This window comes from Shewanella bicestrii, from assembly GCF_002216875.1.
Lineage (GTDB): Bacteria > Pseudomonadota > Gammaproteobacteria > Enterobacterales > Shewanellaceae > Shewanella > Shewanella seohaensis.
In genome coordinates this window covers 3273458-3293552 of record NZ_CP022358.1, presented here as the reverse complement: position 1 = coordinate 3293552, position 20095 = coordinate 3273458, and the positions used below count along the sequence as shown (strand labels likewise).

Here is a 20095-nt window from a genome sequence, read left to right as displayed (position 1 = left end):
GCCTCACACACCCTGCATAGTATAAATGGCTTTGAACATGAGTTCAGCTCTTATCCAATCGTCTTCGGTATCAACATCCTGCACTCTATAACTGGGAATAAACACCGGTGCTGTTGGGCTGGTGAAGATGGCCTTCTGTTGCAGCCAGGCTGCAGTGGTTCCCCAGCAAAATTGTCCTGCATCGTGGTATGCAATTGGCAGATCCTGTGAGCGGGTCATGAAGTGGTTGGGTTGTAACATTTCAAGCTGATGTTGTGCATTGAGTATCACTGCACGTTGAATGGGAAATTCAAAATTGGTGACGGCCAGGGCGTAGTCGTTTTCACCACTAGTCAGCTTCTGCAAGCCAATTTTGATGTCTTCGGCGCTGATGAAGGGGGCCGTGGCATATATACAACACACATGGGTAAGCTCCATATCCCCACTTTGCCGAGACAAGGTGCCATTTAGCCAGTGGATGGCATGGCGGATCACCGCCATGGTTCCTGTCATATCGTCTGATAATTCAGCTGGTCGCATAAAGGGGGCTTCTGCACCGGCCTGAATCGCAATGTCGGTAATATTTGGATCATCAGTAGAAACAATGACTTTATCAAAGCAACCGCTGGCAAGTGCCGCCTCGATGGACCACACAATAATGGGTTTGTCATGGAACAGACGAATATTTTTCCCTGGTATTCTTTTACTGCCGCCTCTGGCTGGAATTATGGCAATTTTCATAACTGGACTCTCTGCAATTCTGCAAATAGCAAGGCTTCAGATTTGATCTGTGGCCTGCTGTTGTAATTGTAAGGGTAATTCATATTCTAGGCAGTCAGCCAGCGCCAGCCAATCATGCCTTTCCTGAGTGGCGAGCATGTGTCGAAACAAGGTCATCATGGCCTTGGTGTTCTGCAGTTCCGGCAGTATGGTGGTGATTAAGACAATGCATTCACCAAAATCGCTTGAACCATCGGCTTCCTGACCTAATCTCAATTTATGGGCTGTACTTATCAACTTGGGGATCAGGACTGTATTGATATCATTTTTCATCATTTACACTCCAGATAAAGGGTTCCTTTAATGGCGGCGCCTTCCAGACTCGAGTTATAAAATGCCACCTCTGGTTTTGTGCGGATATAGTGTTCCAGTGCGAGTAAATAACCACGGAAATTCAAGTGAGTAATCACTTTATCTCCATGCCCGTTGATGACCCAGTGGTGTTTGGAGTCTGTTATTGAGGGCCCGAGCTTGCCCTCGGGCCAGAAGGCATGGGTCTTGTTTTTGGGATAACAGAAGTCACAACCAAATAAGATGATTTGTTTACTCTTCAGGTATACCGCCAAGTCAATGGCCGGATGTATGACACTGCCATTGGCAAACAAGCGCAGCTTGGGATAGCGGCTGTTGAGTTCATCATAGGTTTCATTGAGCGAATAGGCAGCGAAGCGCTCCCCGGGCCAGGCATGCAATACCTGTGGCTGAGACCTGGGAAAATAGACCAATTTAACTTTTTCCGGAAGCACTTCGGGCAAGTGAGCAAGAGAAATGTTGTAATCCAAGCTTATGACAATATCCGGAATGATATTTTCGTTGACCAAGGCTTTTAATGCCGTATCTACAGCTATCATCAGGGGCCGTGTTGCCAAGGGTAATGCCATTTGTGCCCTCAAATAATCATAATGCTGTTCCAGCGACGGACCCGTACCTATAACCAAAGTCTTGCTTGGTTGAAAGAGCAAGCTTAGTGATGCAGCATCGGGATCCTGTTTTATGGTCTCAAGATTGTCTGCCAACCTGCGCTGAAATTTCACATCTTCAGGTTTGTGCCGCTTGTTGGCAAACGCAAGATTATTATGAAACATCAACAGATCACGCAGTCTGGCGTTATGGTCACTGATGAGCTGCAGATCAGATATTATTGCAATGTAATGCTGCGCCAGCTCATCTTGCCGGGGATTGGGTTCCAGTACTACCCGCAGATCGCTTAACCACTCGCTTTGATCTGTGTAGCTGAGCAACAAAACTAACAGATTCAAATTGAGCGGGCAGATACGAATATGTTCCAAGTGTTTGTTATCAGAGAGCAAGGTGGGTACATCACCCATGCCGACCCCATAAACAGAAACGGTGCTGCACCAAGCTGGAAGCTGATTTATCATAAGTTCCGCTTCGGCCAAGCGATTATAACAGCTGCTGAGCTGGATACCGTTAACGCTGATAGTGTGATTGGCACCTGTCACCAACATGGCATCCAGGCTGTCGGGATTTGCTGCGTCCATGGTCTGAGCCACTTCCGGCCAGCGACGGCGGATAATAGCCATATTCTGTTGTAGTAAATCAGTCATGGAGCACGTTCCTACGAAAAAGTTTTTACTTTGTTGCAAGCAGTTAGATGGCTTTCATTTGATTTGATAAAATCTAATAATGCATATTTAAGATAACTGAAATCCCTGATTTGGATGGCGATGTTGGCAAATACTCTTTGTCATTTTAAGTTGATAGAGACCTAATGATCTGACTGCCGTAATATTGGACGCTTTGCGAAGTACGCATTTTAATTCAAAACTTTCTGGACTGAATAAATAGGAGCACTATGCTGTTTGGTTCGATTGTAATCAACTTTGTACTCAAATACTGTTAGTTTGATTTGAGGACAAGTCATGAGCGTTACGTCTTGTAGCGCCTTAATTTTTAACGTGTGGAAGGAACTTTCCACACAAACATTATCCCTGCAGCTCCCTTTGTTGCTCATACTTTGTACAATCTGACACCTTTAAAGTAAAGTAAGGTTATCATTTGCGTAGTATTAGCTGTCTCAGGCATTTTTTAATAATCACGTCCGTAGGAAATTCTCAGCGGAATCGGGCTATCTTCAATACCTCATAAATAGGCTCCACTGTTATTCTGCTTGCCATCAACTAATCCAAAACGGCTCGATAGTAAAGAACAATGGTTACAAACAGATAGGGCTATCCTCTCACTGGTTTATATAGGTAATATTGGCAGCTCATTCCTAATTTTGCGCGTCAGCAATAAAGTTCTATTCTAGCCGATTTGCTAGAACCGATAATTATGATTACTGTCGGTTGTCACCATAAATATCTTAGCAGCCTTTGGCAACAATTATCGGTTTGAGATGCTAGCATAATGGTTTTAATACCCATCTTACATAAATAGTCTTCCTAAATCCCACTGAATGTGTCCCGCGCCGTAGAGTTCCATTGAATCGTCAAAGGGAGCCTAAATCCACGTATAAAGGGCCATACGTTGAATCGCTCTAGGACTCAGTGCCATAGCATAATTCCCACTCCTGATCACAGCTACCATCGGATAAAGAGAAAAGCGGTGTTGATGTTCGAGGATTAACTCAAATTTGGCTACTTTGGTTCCTTTCGAAAGTTGGTGGCTGCTTTTTTAGGATTTTCAAATTTTCAACTTGCTTTACTAATTGGCGTTTAAGCCAAGTGATTTCAGCTTACATAGCGGTTGTATTTTTTTTCGATATTGGGTTTGATGAACTTAGACTTTTGATTTACAAGAACTTAGTTGGTGAGTGGTTACCACTATACCAATTTTATCAGTACGGTTCAAAGCCCAAACTTTGAATTCTTGTATGGATTTTACGGGGTTTCTTTGTTAACACGCTCCACCTCAATAGGCGAGTTTACTCATTTAGCAATATGTCCAGAAGTATTGGTTCCGATGACTTCTACAGCTTCCATTCGATACGTATCAATTTTCTAAATCTAAGATAGCTAACGGAAATGAACGTGATAGTCAAGTAACCGGATGAAATGAGTGAAAAGGGGATTTTTGAAAAAGTTACGAAAAATTCTAAAAAATGACATTCCTATGGCGGCACAGGACTTTTGGGTTTTTCGTAACCAATTGAATTTTATAGGTAAGAAATGACTTATGGTCTCTCCACAGGGACTCGAACCCCGATCGGCCGCTTAGGAGGCGGCTGCTCTATCCTGTTGAGCTATGAAGAGACGCCAGTGATTATACTGGTTTTATCTTTGATTAAAAGGCTTATGATTTAGTTGGTTAAATCTTAAGCGCGATGTCGTTTATCTGTACATTGTAAGCCGCATTTTGGTCAACGAGGACCGCAGTTGCACTTTCTTCGCTGACTTGTTCGATTTTTACCGTTGCTCGGCTTTTGGTGGCGACAGCACGCATTTCGTTGAGTCTATCGGGTAAGTTTTGTTGTAACACGACCTGGAATTTATCGCCAACTCGAATGCCATGTTTACGACCTAAGTTGAGGATAATTCTGTCGCCTTGACGGCTGACGACTTGCCCTAACAGTGGTCTGCAATTAAGCGTGTTGTCTATATCTCGAGTTGCTTCTTGCATGATTTGGCTGATATTTCTGCCATAGGATGAACGCCAAAATCGGTCACTATTAGGGGCTATGATGGCCTGTTCTTCAAACTCCCACGGGGCAGAGGTACTGTAGGTTTTGCTCCACACTTCCTCGCCGCTAATGCCGTGAAAGAGGCTGAGTTTAAATTGGAATTGTCTGAGTGGCGCTTCATCCCACCATCCCATAAAGGTAGATTGCACAGGCTCAGTCGATATATCGATGATTTGTGGCAATAAAATATATTGGCTATCGGTGATTTCACTCAACCAACTAGGGAGTCGATAGCCGCGGATATCGACCAATTCTTGTGCGATATCAAGCCGTTCTTTGGCATGGATATGACTAAAACCAGTAGATGAGTAGCCATCAATACTATTACCCAGTTTCTCGGAGATGACTTCTTCAAATCCCGATAATTGTCCGTAGCGCAACTGTGCTCGGTCTTTTATTTGCGCTTGGGGAATTAAGATGGCGGCCTTTAATTGGCCTGCCGGGCATTGCTGGGTTGGGTCATCATTGAGATCGAGCCTGAGGGATACATAGATTTTATTGCTTTGAATACGCTCGCTCACCAATTGAATGCTAATCGCCTGGGCATAACGATTAATCGCAAAGCTGTTTTGCGTTAAGTTACCATTAGTCGTTTGCTGTTCGCTGGTGATCTGGATACCGGTACTGAGCGTGGCATAACTCACCGCTTGATTGATGGCTTCTTCACGTGCTTGGGCGATGTTGCCATTGGTGATCACCGCTTCTCCACTGGCCTCGACCCATTCGGCGTTTGTCTGTGCAGCAAATAGCAGTAGGCTGCTGATTATGAGCAAGTTCTTTCTTAGTATGTTCATCAATAAGCCCTTAACTAAAATTGCTGGGATGAGTCAGTTTACTGGCAGTACTTTATTGCTCTAAGCAAATTGTATGCCTGATTTATCGTGGTCTAGGGATAAAGTTATCAATGGATTTGTCGATAATCTGAAGAGTTCATTAAGCGCAATATTTTGACTTGGTCTAATATTTGCTTGATTTACGCCAAAGACCGCGACTTCATGTGAGTCGCATTGATTTAGACGATGAGGTTATTCCAATGCTGAAGCGTGCATTTATTCCTCTGGCACTTGTGGTGCTGGTAGGTTGTACGACGAAACCCGTTGTACCGCCCAAACCTAGCCTAGTTGATGGCAATGGTTTGCCGCCGACAGCGGTGATTAATCATTTAGCGCAGCGTATTGTGACTGAGCTAGTCAAGCAAAATGATGCATTGCGTCCTGATCAACCTATTGTTGTAACTACACCAGTATTAGTTGGCGACATGACGAGTACGAATGCGGTTGCGCTGCAATTGCAGCAGGGACTCATGGCATCGTTGCACAGTTTTCAATTTAATGTGGTGGAGTTAAATCTCGCTGATGGACTGCGTGTTACTGGTGAGGGCGATTTTATTTTGACGCGTGACTGGCAAAAATTGTCTACTAATTTGCCCGTTGACCATATTGTGGTATCGACGATGAGCCCCACGACCAATGGCATGGCAATCAACACTCGGATTGTTACCTTGAGTAATAACCGCGTGGTGTCAGCCTCTCAAACCTATGTGACCCAAAAAGAGTTGAGCAATTACATGCAGCCTTCAGAGCAAGTTATCTCTCAGGATGGGATTTTATACCGCCAGTCGAGCCCTGGTATGAATGAAGTGCGAGTGCTAGGAGATGGAAAATGAAACGCTACCTATTCATTGTTGCGGCGCTCCTACTAACAGGGTGTGCTGCCAAAGATAAATATGTTCAGTGGGAAGATGTACCGCCAAGCAGTTTTCCTAAGCTGACGGCCATAGGTTATGCCCCGCTAGCGACTCAACCGGCTAAAGAGCAGTCCCAACGAGTATTGATGGCGATGCAGGCCTCAAAAATTGTGGCTTATCGTGAACTGGCTGAACAAGTGTATGGACAAAAGATCACTGCCAATAGCAGTGTCAGTGATTGGATGCTGACAGATGACAATGTTAAAGCTTCTGTTACTGGGGTGATCCGTGGCGCGAGAGTGGTAAAAAGCTATCCGGCAGGGGATCACTATGTCACTGAGTTGGAGCTTGATTTTGCCAAGGTATGGCAAATTTACCAACAGCAGAGTCGCCCACAAAGAATCAAAGACGTTACCTATTTTTAGCGCTAGGGTAGGTTTTAGCGCTAGTGCTGGGTGACTTTGTCGTCGCTTTACCAATAAACAAAAGCCGCACTCAGTTTTAGCGCGGCTTTTGTTTATATCCCGTTTACTATTTATTGCTCGACTTATGCTTTTAAATCATTGCCTAAGCTAGAAAGGGTCGAGGTTCTGCCTTTATCGTTATAAGTCAGGGTAGTCGCGTTTCGGCTCGCCTGTAAGGCTTGGGCAAAACGGTTTAGACTCGCCAAATTCATTTCGATGAGACTGGCATTTTGAGCGTTAAGATCCTTACATTCGGCAAGGGCCTCTTTTACGGCGGCCATTTTATGGGATAGTTCTACTTGCGAGGTGAGTAAGGATTTATCGCTGTGATTGGCCAGTAAGTCATCGTTGGCCTTGAGTTCTTGCAGGCATGTTGATTTTTGCTCCGCAAGCGATAAAAGCAAATCGGCGTTTTGGTCAACCAAAGCGCCTTTTTCCTTGAGAATAATCTGTTTAAGAACAGCCAAATGGGCGTGTTGTTGATCTACCAGTTTAGCTATTTCTGTCATAGTTACTCTTTATTGAGGTCATTCAATTCAGCTTCGAAGCTGGCAATGTTGGCCGCCAACTTTTCGGGATCAATTTTATAGCGACCTTCGGCAATCGCTTGCTTAATTTCAGCGACTTTCTTTTGGTCGACTTCAGGTAGGCTGGCCATTTTGGTTTGAGCTCCTTGTAGCTGTTGAGCTTGAGCCGTAATGACAACAGAGTCACCTTTTTGTTGAGTCGATTTGGCCGCAACCTGAGTCGATTGCTCGCTTTCACTGCTCTTTTTAGTACTGTTTGAACGGACTTGCGCGGCCGCTCCGGCGTTAAATTTGCTAATATCAATTGCCATTTTAGGCTCCAGCGTCGTGTATACGGGATTTCTTAACTGGGGTATCGGCAGCCCAACGAAAAGCTTTAGCTTATTTTACATTCTAACTTCGACTTCGCCAATGGCTGTGACTATAGCATCTAGTTCCTTGTTTGAGCTGCTATTTTTGACCCTAATTTGGTCACCAATATTACCATCTTGCAGTGCTTCACCCACGGTTTTTAGCACAAAATTACTGGAACGGACATAAATCGACACTGAATCATTCTTACAGACAAAGCAAAGGTTGTTGGCAAAAATGGGAAAATTTTTGGCAACACGGCGTTTAACCCGTACGCCTGAAAGTTGGCTGGTATCGCTAAATTGCATTCCGCGTAAACTATTTTGATCAATATAACGGATTTCAACCTGAGTCGGACTGATTAACTCCCCTGGCGCCAGTGTTTCGCTGGCAACGACCACAGGGAACAGAATATCAACACGCACCGACATAAAAATCTGCCAAGGGTAGGCCAAATCAGGTGTATCACAGCTGACTTTTACTGTGTTGTTGCGGCTGATTTCCCTATCGGATGCTAGTTCAACTTTTATTGGGGATGCGCATTGTGCTGGCAGTAGTCGGTTGTCGATAGGTTGGGGAGCGATTTCCACTTTGGCATTCGCCGGTACTGAAATCTTTTCATTAATAAGGGCTTTAGCTAACTCTGATATCGTCGATACGCTAGGTACCTCGGGAGCTGCATTGGCCGCCGAGGTGAGAAATAATGCGATAACACATAAAAAATATACTAAATTTACTTTCATAATGAAGAGACTAGCTTGTAACGCCAGAATGCACCTATACTTTTATCAAACGTGAAACTGTCCTGTGTCGTTAAGGCCAAAATTTCGTGTCAGAAGTTTGACTCAGTTTCAACTATGGTTATGGATAACAAGACGCAAGCAATTAATATGCCTATACTCAAACGAGTTTTAGGGCCGTACATAAACAGAACAACAAGGCAGAGTTATGTCGAGTATTCTTGATTCAGTCAACAAACGCACCCAACTCGTAGGTCAAAACCGACTAGAACTATTGCTATTTAAGTTGAATGGTCGTCAACGTTTTGGGATTAACGTATTCAAAGTAAAAGAGGTTCTGCAGTGTCCACCATTAACGGCCTTGCCTAAACTTAATCCCTACGTTAAAGGGGTGGCACATATTCGCGGAACGACCATTTCAGTCATCGATTTAAGTGCCGCAACTGGTGGGCGTCCGCTCGCGAGTACCGAGAATTGCTTTATTATCATTTCTGAATATAACCGTAGCGTACAAGGTTTCTTGGTTAGTTCAGTTGAACGTATCATCAACATGAACTGGGAAGCCATTATGCCGCCACCTCAAGGTGCTGGCCGTTATTCCTATTTGACGGCGGTAACTGAAATTGAAGGCGAGTTAGTCGAAATTCTCGATGTTGAAAAGATTCTTGATGAAATCTCCCCAGTAAAAACCGCGATCAGTGAAGAAGTCAATGAGCAGCTCACTATCGATAGAAGTCAGCATTATCACATCATGGTGATTGATGATTCGGCTGTGGCTCGTAAACAGATTATTCGCGCGTTGGAATCATTAAACTTACAAATTGATACGGCAAAAGATGGCCGCGAAGCATTGGACAAGTTAAAGGCGATTGCTAGTGAAATGAACAATGTCGCGGAAGAGATCCCATTAATTATTTCCGATATCGAAATGCCTGAAATGGATGGTTATACCTTAACGGCAGAAATCCGCGACGATCCAAAGCTCAAGCATATTAAGGTCGTTTTACATACCTCACTCAGCGGCGTGTTCAACCAGGCCATGGTGCAAAAAGTAGGCGCCAACGACTTTATCGCGAAATTCAATCCTGATGAATTAGCGGCAGCAGTGAACAAGCATTTAAGTTTGTAGTGAAAGTGTGGGTTAGTGCCTAGTAGCGCTTTACGCTATAATCTAGCCCTTATTACATGATTGTTGGCACTTATTTGGGTGCTTGCTATAGGATCTAGGACGTGAATGTGCCTGACAAATCACTCGCTGAAGCCGAATATAATCAATTTAGGTTGTTCCTAGAACAACACAGCGGCATCGTACTGGGGGAAAATAAACAATACCTAGTACGTAGCCGTCTTGCTCCTTTGATGGGCAAATATAATCTGCCTTCGTTATCCGATGTGGTAAAACATTCGATGAAGCCCACGGAGCGAGCCTTACGGGCAGAAGTGATCGACGCCATGACTACCAATGAAACCTTATGGTTTCGTGACCGTTATCCGTTTGAGTTGCTCAATAATGTGTTGTTACCTGAATACAGTAAGTTGGGGCGTCCATTAAAAATATGGTCCGCTGCCTGCTCGTCTGGCCAAGAGCCTTATTCGTTGGCAATGACTATCTTAGAATATCAACAGAAGAAGCCGGGAGCTTTGCCGGGCGGCGCCTCGATCCAAGCAACCGATCTTTCGCCTTCGATGTTGGAACGTTGCAAAAATGCCGAATACGATAGTTTGGCGCTAGCGCGTGGTTTATCCGAGGAACGTAAGCGCCAGTTTTTTGATGCTTTGCCCTCTGGCAACATGCGAGTTAAGGATAACGTTAAGCGTTTAGTCAATTTTCGCGCCCATAACTTACTTGAGAGTTACACCTTACTCGGCAAGTTCGACATTATCTTCTGTCGAAATGTGCTGATCTATTTTGCCCCAGAGGCAAAAGCAAAAATTTTGCGGCAATTCGCTGCCGCATTAAATCCGAAGGGCATACTTTTTCTCGGCGCGTCAGAATCCATTGCGGGCCTGACAGATGAGTTTGACATGGTGCGTTGCAACCCTGGTATCTATTACCAGAAAAAGACTTAATGTTATGATATTAAATAAAAATTACCGACATTAGTCGGTAATTTTTTACCCCACCAAACCCCATTTCTACACATTTCTGATAGTTTCTGTTTTTTGGCACATGAATTGCTTTGTTCCCGTGAGTGACACGATGGAGGCAATTTTATGGCGATTAATTTTGATAAGGCACTGGGTGTTCACCAATTCACGTTGGGGATCCGTGCTGAGCGGGCTGAAGTGATTTCAAGCAATATCGCAAATGCTGATACGCCACATTATAAAGCCCGTGACGTCGATTTTTCTGCCGCCTTAAATATTGCGAAAACCCAGCAACAGCAACGCAATAGCCTTGAGATGACAGGCGATGAGCAGCATTTTGGCCTCGCACAGTTAACGGGACAATACGTGAAGTTCCGTGTGCCAAATCAGCCAGATACTGGAGATGGCAATACAGTGGATATTCAACAGGAACAGTCGGCATTTATGCAAAATGCGCTCGAATATCAAATGTCTCTGGGATTTTTGGACAGTAAGTTTAGCGGCATGAAAAAAGCGCTGAGAGGGGATTAATCATGAGTTTATTTAATATCTTCGATGTTGCGGGGTCTGGCATGTCAGCCCAGTCTCTGCGGCTAAATACTACCGCGAGTAACATTGCTAACGCAGATTCAGTCTCCAGCAGTGTAGATAAAACTTACCGTTCTCGTCATCCCATTTTTGAAGCCGAAATGGCCAAGGCGCAGAGTCAGCAACAAGCTTCCCAAGGTGTCACGGTGAAAGGCATAGTCGAGAGTGATAAGCCCCTATTAAAAGAGTATTCGCCGGATCATCCGATGGCGGATGCTGATGGCTTTATTTACAAACCAAATGTGAATGTCATGGAAGAAATGGCTGACATGATTTCAGCTTCTCGCTCATATCAGATGAATGTTCAAGTGGCTGAGGCGGCAAAATCTATGCTGCAACAAACACTTGGGATGGGTAAATAATATGCGTTATTTAGGAGGTACGTTGTGAGCCTCATTAACCAACTGAGTCAAACCTCATCGCAGCTGACTCAAACAAACACTCAATCGAATACGGTATCAACCAATAACACCAAGACGTCGACTAATTCTACCGGCAATCCATTTTTGGATGGATTACGTTTGCCGACTAGTTCTGCTGTTCCAGAGGCTAAGAGTCAGCAGCTCACTCAAGAGGATTTTTTCTCATTACTCAGCCAGCAGTTATCGATGCAGGATCCCTTTAAGCCCGTTGATAACGACCAGATGATTGCACAGATGGCATCTTTTTCTACTGTCGATGGCATTTCTAAGTTAAATGATCAAATCGTTAATTTAAACAGTGTGATGACATCAAGCCAAGCTTTGCAAGCATCGGGATTAGTTGGGCGAAAAGTGCTGTTACCGACAGATACGGGTTATATCTCTGCAGAAAGCCCAGGCTTAAATGGTGTGATCAGTACTTCCGAGAAAATTCCCGTCATTAATGTTCGAATCGAAGATGATAAAGGGCAAGTCGTTAGAACATTTACTGTTGATGGTAGTAAGGGTGGTAACACTGATGTCAAGTGGGATGGTTTGAATGATAAAGGAGAACCCGTTGCTGCAGGTAATTACTCGATTAAAGCATCGGGTTTGGTGAATGATAAATCACAAGCGTTAGCTGTATCGACCTATGCGCATGTTACCAGTGTTTCTTTAGGTACTGCAGCGACTGGCGCCATTTTGAATCTCAAGGGTGGAATGGCCTTTAAGCTGTCGGATGTACTTGCGATTAGTGAAGTTTAATCGTTATCAAGATTGTAAATGGACATCACACTTGTCCATCATTGAATTGAGCAAATGTAGAGGTGAATTATGTCGTTTAACATTGCATTGAGTGGCATTTCTGCTGCGCAGAAAGATTTGAACACTACGGCGAACAATATCGCGAATGCTAACACCATTGGCTTTAAAGAGTCGCGTGCTGAATTTGCGGATGTTTACGCTAATTCAATTTTCTCAAACTCAAAAACCGCTGTGGGTGGTGGTGTGGCTACGAGCCAAGTGGCGCAGCAATTCCACCAAGGTAGTTTGCAACTGACGAATAACTCGTTAGATTTAGCGATTAAAGGCGGTGGCTTTTTTGTAACGGCTTCTGAGATTGGCACCCTAGATCATCAGTTTACCCGTGCAGGTGCATTCAAAGTCGATAAAAATAATTATATGGTTGATTCTGCAGGTAATTACCTGCAAACCTTCCCAGTTGATAAAGATGGTAATTCGACATCGGTCAGTTTAACGACGGCTAAACCTGTGCAAATTCCTGATACTGCTGGCAGTCCAGTTCAGACTGAAAACGTGACTCTGCAGATGAACTTAAATGCGAAAGAAGGTTCACTCGATCCTGCTGCCTTTGACCCGCTGGACTCTAAAACCTACAACAGTGTGACCTCCATGACGATTTATGACTCTCTGGGTGAGCCACATATCATGACGACCTATTTCGTCAAACCAAATAATGGCTCATATAATGGTGAAAACAACTGGGTTGCATACTATGCCATTGATGGTAAACAAGTTGATATTTCTGGCCCTGCTGGTACATATCAGACTGACACCAATGGTGATGGCACTCCCGATGCCTCTGGCACAGCTCAAACGGCTGGCGGCTGGAAGGGGTCGGTTCTGAAGTTTAACTCCGTCGGTGTGTATACTGGGAGTGATCCGGCAGTCGTCGCCACCGAAACGTTAGGGGTTGGCGGCGCTGGCGTGTTAGGCCCTGGTGCTGATGGCACTCAAGCCGTGATTATTAAATTTAATGCACCAACCCAATATTCAGCTCCCTTTGCCGCCACTGAATTGTCACAGGACGGTACCACAGTAGGGCGTTTAACCAATGTCGAAATTGGTGAAGATGGTTTGATCACTGCCAGTTACTCCAATGGTTCAACAGTGCCATTAGCCCGCGTTGCTTTAGTTCGCTTTGCAAACGAACAAGGGTTGACACAAGTGGGTAATACCTCGTGGAAAGCCAGTTTATCGTCAGGTCCTGCGCTGGCTGGTGAGCCTAACAGTGGTACGTTTGGTAGTCTCAGTTCTTCAGCGTTAGAGCAATCTAACATTGACTTGACGACTGAGCTGGTGGATTTGATTTCGGCACAACGTAACTTCCAAGCCAACTCACGTACGCTGGAAGTGAATAACACTCTGCAACAAACTGTTCTGCAAATTCGTTAAGTTAATCTTGCCTCTGCTAAGTGTTGCCGCAAGCGGCAACACTTAGCCTCTTTCTGTTGTGCATTCATTCGTTTATTAAAATCTCCTAATTTATCAGTTAACTAGCTGCTTATTTTATTGGCATGATGCTTGCTTTGCTATTATCAGGTTGAAACTTTGACGGAGCAGTCTGTGGACAAATTCCTTTATATCTCCATGAGCGGCGCTAAGCAAAATATGAATGAGTTGGCTTTGCGTGCCAACAACTTAGCCAACGCAAATACCGATGGATTTAAGTCGGATATGGCGCAAGCCAGATCGATGCAAGCCTTTGGTGAAGGATTGCCGACAAGGGTCTTTGCCATGGTTGAAACCCCCTCCGCCAATTTTCGTTCGGGCCCGATTAAATCTACTGGACGCGATCTTGACGTTGCCATTAAAGGTGACGGTTGGTTTGCCGTGCAAGCACAGGATGGTAGTGAAGCTTATACCCGTTCTGGCAGTCTCAGTTTTGACTCAACAGGTTTATTGCATAACGACCGTGGTAATCCCGTGATGGGTGATGCCGGACCGATTGTGTTACCGCTGCCAATTGAAAAGGTCACTATTTCACAGGATGGGATTATCTCTGTTCGTCCTCAAGGTGCGACGACAGAAGTCGTCGAAGAGGTTGGAAGATTAAAGTTGGTAAACCCCGGCAATGCACAAATGATGCGCGGCGAGGATGGGTTGTTCCGTTTGGTATCCGGTGATCCGGCGCCTGCCGATCCTAGTGTATTTGTTGAAAGTGGTGCTGTAGAGGGCAGTAACGTCAACCCCGTGGATGAGATGGTGTCCTTAATCGACCTACAGCGACAATTTGAATTGCAAGTGAAGATGATGAAAACCGCGGAAGAAAATGACCGCGCTTCATCCTCATTAATGCGGATTAGTTAGGAGATAAATTATGCATCCAGCGTTATGGATTAGTAAAACTGGCTTAGACGCACAGCAAACCGATATTGCGGTGATTTCAAACAACGTCGCTAACGCCAGCACTGTGGGCTATAAAAAAAGCCGCGCGGTATTTGAGGACTTACTTTATCAAACTGTTAACCAAGCGGGTGGGATCAGCGCCTCTAACACTAAGTTGCCAAACGGTTTGAACATTGGTGCGGGTACCAAGGTGGTAGCCACCCAAAAAATGTTTACCCAAGGCAATATGCTGACCACGGATAACTCGCTCGATTTGATGATTGAAGGCCCAGGATTTTTCGAAGTGCAGCTCCCCGATGGGACTACGGCTTATACCCGTAATGGTCAATTTACCTTAGATGATACTGGGCAAATTGTCACACCGGGTTCGGGTTATGTGTTGCAACCTGCGATCACTATTCCTGAGGATGCAACCAGTATTACTGTCTCTGCTGAAGGGGAAGTCTCGGTAAAAACACCAGGTGCGGCGGAAAACCAAGTCGTTGGGCAGCTCAGTATGACCGACTTTATTAACCCGTCGGGTTTAGATCCTATGGGACAAAACCTATACACCGAAACTGGTGCGAGTGGTACGCCTATTCAAGGCACTGCATCACTTGATGGTATGGGAGCGATTCGTCAAGGTGCGTTAGAAACCTCTAACGTGAACGTGACCGAAGAGCTAGTTAACCTCATTGAAAGTCAGCGGATCTACGAGATGAACTCCAAAGTGATTTCGGCGGTCGATCAGATGCTGGCTTATGTGAATCAGAATCTATAGAGGCACATGATCATGGCTAGATATCTACTATTGGCTAGTACGCTCTTGCTGGCGGCATGTAGTTCAACTCCAAAGAAGCCGATTGCGGATGATCCCTTCTATGCCCCAGTTTATCCCGAAGCACCACCGACTAAAATTGCTGCAACGGGGTCGATTTACCAAGATAGCCAAGCGGCGAGTCTTTACTCGGATATTCGTGCCCATAAAGTCGGTGACATTATCACTATCGTGTTGAAAGAAGCGACTCAGGCGAAAAAGAGTGCCGGTAATCAGATCAAAAAAGGTTCTGATATGACACTCGATCCCATTTATGCCGGTGGGAGCAATGTGTCTTTAGGCGGTATTCCCCTCGATTTACGCTACAAAGACAGCATGAATACTAAGCGTGAATCCGATGCAGATCAAAGCAATAGCTTAGATGGCAGTATCTCCGCCAATATTATGCAAGTGCTCAATAACGGTAACTTAGTTGTGCGCGGTGAAAAGTGGATTTCAATCAACAATGGTGATGAGTTTATTCGCGTGACCGGTATTGTACGCTCGCAGGATATCAAGCCAGATAACACCATTGATTCAACCCGTATGGCCAATGCGCGTATTCAATATAGTGGCACAGGCACTTTTGCAGACGCTCAAAAAGTAGGTTGGCTGAGCCAGTTCTTTATGAGCGATTGGTGGCCTTTCTGAGGAGTCAAATCATGAAATATAGACTGATTGTCGCACTTGCCATGTTAGTGCTTTCTCTACCTAGTCAGGCCGAAAGAATTAAAGATATTGCTAATGTTCAGGGGGTTCGCAGTAACCAGTTAATTGGTTATGGCTTGGTTGTTGGTTTACCCGGTACTGGCGAGAAAACCAATTATACCGAGCAAACCTTTACAACGATGTTGAAAAATTTCGGGATCAATTTACCAGATAATTTTAGACCTAAAATCAAAAACGTAGCCGTAGTGGCCGTTCACGCCGATATGCCTGCGTTTATTAAACCTGGGCAACAATTAGATGTTACTGTATCTAGTTTAGGCGAGGCCAAAAGCCTGCGTGGTGGCACGCTATTGCAGACGTTCCTCAAAGGGGTCGATGGTAATGTGTACGCTATTGCCCAAGGGAGTTTAGTGGTTAGTGGTTTTAGTGCAGAAGGTTTGGATGGCTCTAAAGTCATTCAAAATACCCCTACAGTAGGCCGTATTCCAAATGGTGCGATAGTCGAGCGTAGTGTAGCAACGCCATTTTCAAGTGGCGATTATTTGACGTTTAATCTGCGCCGCGCCGATTTTTCAACGGCTCAACGGATGGCTGATGCTATTAATGATTTACTCGGTCCCGATATGGCGCGCCCACTGGATGCAACATCAGTTCAAGTGACTGCTCCACGAGATGTCTCACAACGCGTATCCTTCCTTGCAACCCTAGAAAATCTGGATGTTATTCCTGCAGAAGAGTCGGCCAAGGTGATTGTTAATTCTCGAACTGGAACCATAGTAGTGGGTCAACACGTTAAATTATTGCCTGCTGCAGTAACCCATGGTGGTTTAACCGTGACAATTGCTGAAGCGACACAAGTCTCTCAACCTAATGCATTGGCTAATGGTGAAACCGTAGTGACTGCCAACACCACTATAGGTGTCAATGAAAGTGATCGCCGTATGTTTATGTTCAATCCTGGCACGACCTTAGATGAGTTAGTGCGAGCCGTAAACTTGGTGGGCGCGGCCCCTTCAGATGTACTTGCTATCCTCGAAGCGTTAAAAGTGGCAGGTGCTTTGCATGGTGAACTTATCATCATCTAATTTCTGTCGGGAAAATCATGGAAAAGCTTTCAAGTTCATCACATTTTCTTGATCTGGGCGGGCTTGATTCCCTGCGCGCCCAGGCTCAGAAAGATGAGAAGGGCGCCTTGAAAAAAGTCGCCCAACAATTTGAAGGCGTGTTCGTGCAAATGCTGATGAAGAGCATGCGTGATGCTAACGCAGTGTTTGAATCCGACAGTCCACTCAACAGCCAATACACAAAGTTTTATGAGCAGATGCGGGACCAGCAGTTATCCGTCGATTTATCGGATAAAGGTGTGCTGGGACTTGCAGACATGATGGTGCAGCAATTATCCCCTGAGTCTAGCCAGTTTACGCCCGCATCCGTGCTGCGTAATGACGGTGGTATGAAGCTGCAACATGATGCGAAAGCCTTCAATATTCCAGCTCAAGCAACCTCGGCTGCCGAAACTCAAACTGCGGCTGCGCCAGTCGTTGCCGCGCAAGGCGTGCCAGCATCGATTGCGCGCCCAAGTGTTGACTTGAATAACGCCGATGGTGTGACGTCCTCCTTAGATATTGATAGACCAGAGCGTTTGCTGGCCATAGATACGCCAAAGCCCGCTTGGTCAGAGCAACCCTTATCGCCAATCGAACCCGTGATCAGCGGCCAAATCTTGCCGACGGCGGCATTTAGGGAAACACAAAAGACCTTGAAGTTTGGTAGTCGGGAAGAGTTTTTGGCGACGCTTTATCCTCATGCAGAAAAAGCCGCCAAAGCCCTTGGCACTCAACCCGAAGTGCTCTTGGCCCAATCTGCTCTTGAGACGGGCTGGGGTCAAAAAATTGTCCGTGGCAATAATGGTGCACCTAGTCACAACCTATTCAACATTAAGGCTGATCGCCGTTGGCTTGGGGATAAGGCTAACGTGAGTACCTTGGAATTTGAGCAGGGTATTGCCGTTAGACAAAAAGCCGATTTTCGCGTTTACACTGATTTTGAACATAGTTTTAACGATTTTGTCACCTTTATTGCTGAGGGTGAGCGTTATCAAGATGCTAAAAAAGTCGCCGCTTCACCAACCCAATTTATTCGTGCATTGCAGGATGCGGGCTATGCCACCGATCCAAAATATGCTGAGAAAGTCATTAAAGTGATGCAGACAATAAGCCAAGAGCTTAAGTCGATACTGCAAGGAGAAGACAAATGATAAATCTTCATAGGTTATTAGTTCTGAGGAGTGTCGGCTAATGGCGATTGACCTATTAAATATTGCTCGTACTGGGGTGCTAGCCTCGCAGTCGCAACTTGGGGTTACCAGTAATAACATTGCCAACGCGAATACCGCAGGTTATCACAGGCAGGTGGCAACCCAGTCGACGCTAGAGTCACAACGGCTTGGTAATAGTTTTTATGGCACGGGGACTTACGTTGATGATGTAAAACGTATTTACAACGACTATGCGGCAAGAGAATTACGTATTGGACAAACAACCCTAAGTGGTGCTGAAGCGAGTTATGGCAAACTCAGTGAGCTCGATCAACTGTTTTCTCAAATCGGTAAAATGGTACCTCAGAGCTTAAACTCTCTTTTTACTGGATTAAACAGTCTCGCGGATTTGCCCGCTGACTTAGGTATTCGTAGTTCAACCCTAAACGATGCTAAACAATTGGCTAATAGTTTGAATCAGATGCAATCGAGCTTAAATGGCCAGATGACGCAAACTAATGATCAGATCACAGGTATGACTAAGCGTATCAACGAGATTAGTAAGGAGTTGGCTAATTTAAATCTCGAGCTGATGAAATCGCCAAATCAAGATGCCATGTTACTCGATAAACAAGATGCGCTCATTCAAGAGCTAAGCCAATATGCTCAAGTGAATGTTATTCCTCAAGAGAATGGTGCCAAAAGCATTATGTTGGGCGGCTCGGTGATGTTGGTTTCCGGTGAAATCGCCATGACGATGGATACTAAAACTGGAGATCCATTTCCCAATGAATTGCAATTGACGTCAAGTATTGGCTCACAAAGTGTTGCTGCCGATCCGAGTAAATTAGGCGGGCAATTAGGTGCGCTGTTTGAGTACCGTGATCAAACATTAATTCCGGCAAGTCACGAGCTCGATCAGTTAGCCCTAGGGATTGCTGATAACTTCAATAAAATGCAAGCTCAAGGATTTGATCTCAATGGTCAAGTTGGATCGAATATCTTTAGGGATATTAATGATCCTTTAATGTCATTGGGTCGTGTTGGTGGCTATTCAAACAATACTGGTAACGCAACTTTAGGTGTGAATATTGATGATACGCGTTTATTAACGGGTGGCTCATATGAGTTATCTTTTACTGCGCCGGCCTCCTATGAATTAAGGGATACAGAAACCGGGGTAATTACACCACTGACCTTAAATGGGTCGACCTTAGAAGGTGGTGCTGGATTTTCAATCGATATTAAAGCTGGGGCGATGGCTTCAGGTGATCGCTTTGTTATTCGCCCTACTGCGGGCGCCGCTAACGGCATTACCGTTGAAATGACGGATCCAAAAGGCATTGCCGCCGCTTCGCCTAAAATAACCGCTGATGCAGCGAACTCAGGTAATACCCAAGTTAAGTTGACGCAAATTACGAATCGCAGTGCAGCCAATTTTCCTATTACTGGCAGTGAATTGACGATCCAGCTCGATACCACCGCGATACCTCCAACCTATGAAGCATTTGATGCCTCCGGAACCTCCCTTGGCGCTGCCGCTCCTTATACTCCCCCAAGTATAAGTGCCTTTGGTTTTACCTTTGAAGTTGATAGTACCGCAGCCGCCAGTAATGACAGATTTACCTTTAACCTAGCCTTTGCTGAAGGCGACAACTCTAACGCCGTTGCTATGGCCAAATTGAGTGAAAGTAAAGTGATGAATGGGGGGAAGTCAACCTTAGCGGATGTATTTGAAAATACAAAAATTGACATAGGCAGTAAGACAAAAGCGGCCGAAGTGCGTGTAGGGTCTGCAGAGGCTATTTACCAACAAGCCTATGCCAGAGTAGAAAGCGAATCGGGCGTCAACTTAGATGAAGAAGCCGCCAATTTAATGCGTTTTCAACAAGCTTATCAAGCCTCAGCCCGTATCATGACTACGGCACAACAAATTTTTGACACCCTATTAACTTCAGTGCGTTAGGAGATTTAA

Annotated in this window: 22 protein-coding genes and 1 tRNA gene; 14 read left to right on the top strand and 9 right to left on the bottom strand. The window is 45.1% G+C overall.

The window, feature by feature from the left end; genetic code table 11:
* Positions 1-3: 3 nt before the first annotated feature.
* The 6 genes from pseF to CF168_RS14320 form a co-directional block, all read right to left on the bottom strand.
* Positions 4-720: a pseudaminic acid cytidylyltransferase gene (gene pseF, locus CF168_RS14340; protein ID WP_011716385.1), complete on the bottom strand. Its 717-nt coding sequence runs from the start codon at positions 718-720 to the stop codon at positions 4-6.
* A gap of 36 nt (positions 721-756) precedes the next feature.
* Positions 757-1035 (bottom strand): hypothetical protein, encoded by a 279-nt coding sequence (locus CF168_RS14335; RefSeq protein ID WP_011716386.1) that lies wholly within the window; start codon positions 1033-1035, stop codon positions 757-759.
* The gene (locus CF168_RS14330) at positions 1032-2327 is read right to left on the bottom strand and encodes a motility associated factor glycosyltransferase family protein (RefSeq protein ID WP_011716387.1); all 1296 of its coding nucleotides are present in this window, start codon (positions 2325-2327) and stop codon (positions 1032-1034) included. The genes CF168_RS14335 and CF168_RS14330 overlap by 4 nt, the downstream gene beginning before the upstream one ends.
* 209 nt (positions 2328-2536) lie before the next feature.
* Complete coding sequence (locus CF168_RS22730; RefSeq protein ID WP_011716388.1) at positions 2537-2734, bottom strand: hypothetical protein; 198 nt, start codon at positions 2732-2734, stop codon at positions 2537-2539.
* A gap of 1164 nt (positions 2735-3898) precedes the next feature.
* A tRNA-Arg gene (locus tag CF168_RS14325) sits at positions 3899-3974 on the bottom strand.
* Between the two features lie 55 nt (positions 3975-4029).
* The gene (locus tag CF168_RS14320; RefSeq protein ID WP_089068201.1) at positions 4030-5196 is read right to left on the bottom strand and encodes a flagellar assembly protein FlgT; all 1167 of its coding nucleotides are present in this window, start codon (positions 5194-5196) and stop codon (positions 4030-4032) included.
* Between the two features lie 239 nt (positions 5197-5435).
* On the opposite strand from CF168_RS14320, the gene CF168_RS14315 reads away from it, so the two are divergent.
* Positions 5436-6068 carry a FlgO family outer membrane protein gene (locus CF168_RS14315; protein ID WP_089068980.1) on the top strand — a complete coding sequence of 211 codons (633 nt, stop codon included), beginning with the start codon at positions 5436-5438 and terminating at the stop codon, positions 6066-6068.
* Positions 6065-6514, top strand: coding sequence for an LPP20 family lipoprotein (locus tag CF168_RS14310; RefSeq protein ID WP_011625672.1), 450 nt, complete (start codon positions 6065-6067; stop codon positions 6512-6514). The genes CF168_RS14315 and CF168_RS14310 overlap by 4 nt, the downstream gene beginning before the upstream one ends.
* Positions 6515-6636: 122 nt before the next feature.
* Here CF168_RS14310 and CF168_RS14305 read toward each other — a convergent pair whose 3' ends face one another.
* From CF168_RS14305 to flgA, 3 genes are all read right to left on the bottom strand, one after another.
* The gene (locus CF168_RS14305) at positions 6637-7062 is read right to left on the bottom strand and encodes a flagella synthesis protein FlgN (RefSeq protein ID WP_011622042.1); all 426 of its coding nucleotides are present in this window, start codon (positions 7060-7062) and stop codon (positions 6637-6639) included.
* 2 nt (positions 7063-7064) lie between these two features.
* Positions 7065-7391, bottom strand: a complete 327-nt coding sequence (flgM, locus tag CF168_RS14300; RefSeq protein WP_011622043.1) for a flagellar biosynthesis anti-sigma factor FlgM — start codon at positions 7389-7391, stop codon at positions 7065-7067.
* A gap of 75 nt (positions 7392-7466) precedes the next feature.
* Complete coding sequence (gene flgA, locus CF168_RS14295; protein ID WP_089068200.1) at positions 7467-8174, bottom strand: flagellar basal body P-ring formation chaperone FlgA; 708 nt, start codon at positions 8172-8174, stop codon at positions 7467-7469.
* A 205-nt stretch (positions 8175-8379) separates the two neighbouring features.
* On the opposite strand from flgA, the gene CF168_RS14290 reads away from it, so the two are divergent.
* The 12 genes from CF168_RS14290 (at position 8380) to flgK (ending at position 20086) form a co-directional block, all read left to right on the top strand.
* Positions 8380-9300 carry a chemotaxis protein CheV gene (locus CF168_RS14290; protein ID WP_086903738.1) on the top strand — a complete coding sequence of 307 codons (921 nt, stop codon included), beginning with the start codon at positions 8380-8382 and terminating at the stop codon, positions 9298-9300.
* Positions 9301-9401: 101 nt separating this feature from the next.
* The gene (locus CF168_RS14285) at positions 9402-10241 is read left to right on the top strand and encodes a CheR family methyltransferase (protein ID WP_011716394.1); all 840 of its coding nucleotides are present in this window, start codon (positions 9402-9404) and stop codon (positions 10239-10241) included.
* 144 nt (positions 10242-10385) lie between these two features.
* The gene (gene flgB, locus CF168_RS14280; RefSeq protein ID WP_011716395.1) at positions 10386-10790 is read left to right on the top strand and encodes a flagellar basal body rod protein FlgB; all 405 of its coding nucleotides are present in this window, start codon (positions 10386-10388) and stop codon (positions 10788-10790) included.
* Between the two features lie 2 nt (positions 10791-10792).
* Entirely contained in the window at positions 10793-11209 is a 417-nt protein-coding gene (gene flgC, locus CF168_RS14275; RefSeq protein ID WP_011716396.1) for a flagellar basal body rod protein FlgC, read from the top strand.
* A gap of 24 nt (positions 11210-11233) precedes the next feature.
* Positions 11234-12013 (top strand): flagellar hook assembly protein FlgD, encoded by a 780-nt coding sequence (gene flgD / locus CF168_RS14270; RefSeq protein WP_011716397.1) that lies wholly within the window; start codon positions 11234-11236, stop codon positions 12011-12013.
* Positions 12014-12082: 69 nt separating this feature from the next.
* Positions 12083-13444, top strand: a complete 1362-nt coding sequence (gene flgE, locus CF168_RS14265) for a flagellar hook protein FlgE (protein WP_011716398.1) — start codon at positions 12083-12085, stop codon at positions 13442-13444.
* 171 nt (positions 13445-13615) lie between these two features.
* Positions 13616-14359 (top strand): flagellar basal-body rod protein FlgF, encoded by a 744-nt coding sequence (flgF, locus tag CF168_RS14260; protein ID WP_011716399.1) that lies wholly within the window; start codon positions 13616-13618, stop codon positions 14357-14359.
* Between the two features lie 10 nt (positions 14360-14369).
* Positions 14370-15158 carry a flagellar basal-body rod protein FlgG gene (flgG, locus tag CF168_RS14255; RefSeq protein WP_011716400.1) on the top strand — a complete coding sequence of 263 codons (789 nt, stop codon included), beginning with the start codon at positions 14370-14372 and terminating at the stop codon, positions 15156-15158.
* Positions 15159-15170: 12 nt separating this feature from the next.
* On the top strand, positions 15171-15845 hold the full coding sequence (flgH, locus tag CF168_RS14250) for a flagellar basal body L-ring protein FlgH (protein ID WP_089068979.1): 675 nt from the start codon (positions 15171-15173) through the stop codon (positions 15843-15845).
* An 11-nt stretch (positions 15846-15856) separates the two neighbouring features.
* Entirely contained in the window at positions 15857-16948 is a 1092-nt protein-coding gene (locus CF168_RS14245; RefSeq protein ID WP_089068199.1) for a flagellar basal body P-ring protein FlgI, read from the top strand.
* Between the two features lie 17 nt (positions 16949-16965).
* Positions 16966-18120 (top strand): flagellar assembly peptidoglycan hydrolase FlgJ, encoded by a 1155-nt coding sequence (locus CF168_RS14240; RefSeq protein WP_089068198.1) that lies wholly within the window; start codon positions 16966-16968, stop codon positions 18118-18120.
* Between the two features lie 40 nt (positions 18121-18160).
* Complete coding sequence (gene flgK / locus CF168_RS14235) at positions 18161-20086, top strand: flagellar hook-associated protein FlgK (protein WP_011716404.1); 1926 nt, start codon at positions 18161-18163, stop codon at positions 20084-20086.
* Positions 20087-20095 lie beyond the last annotated feature (9 nt).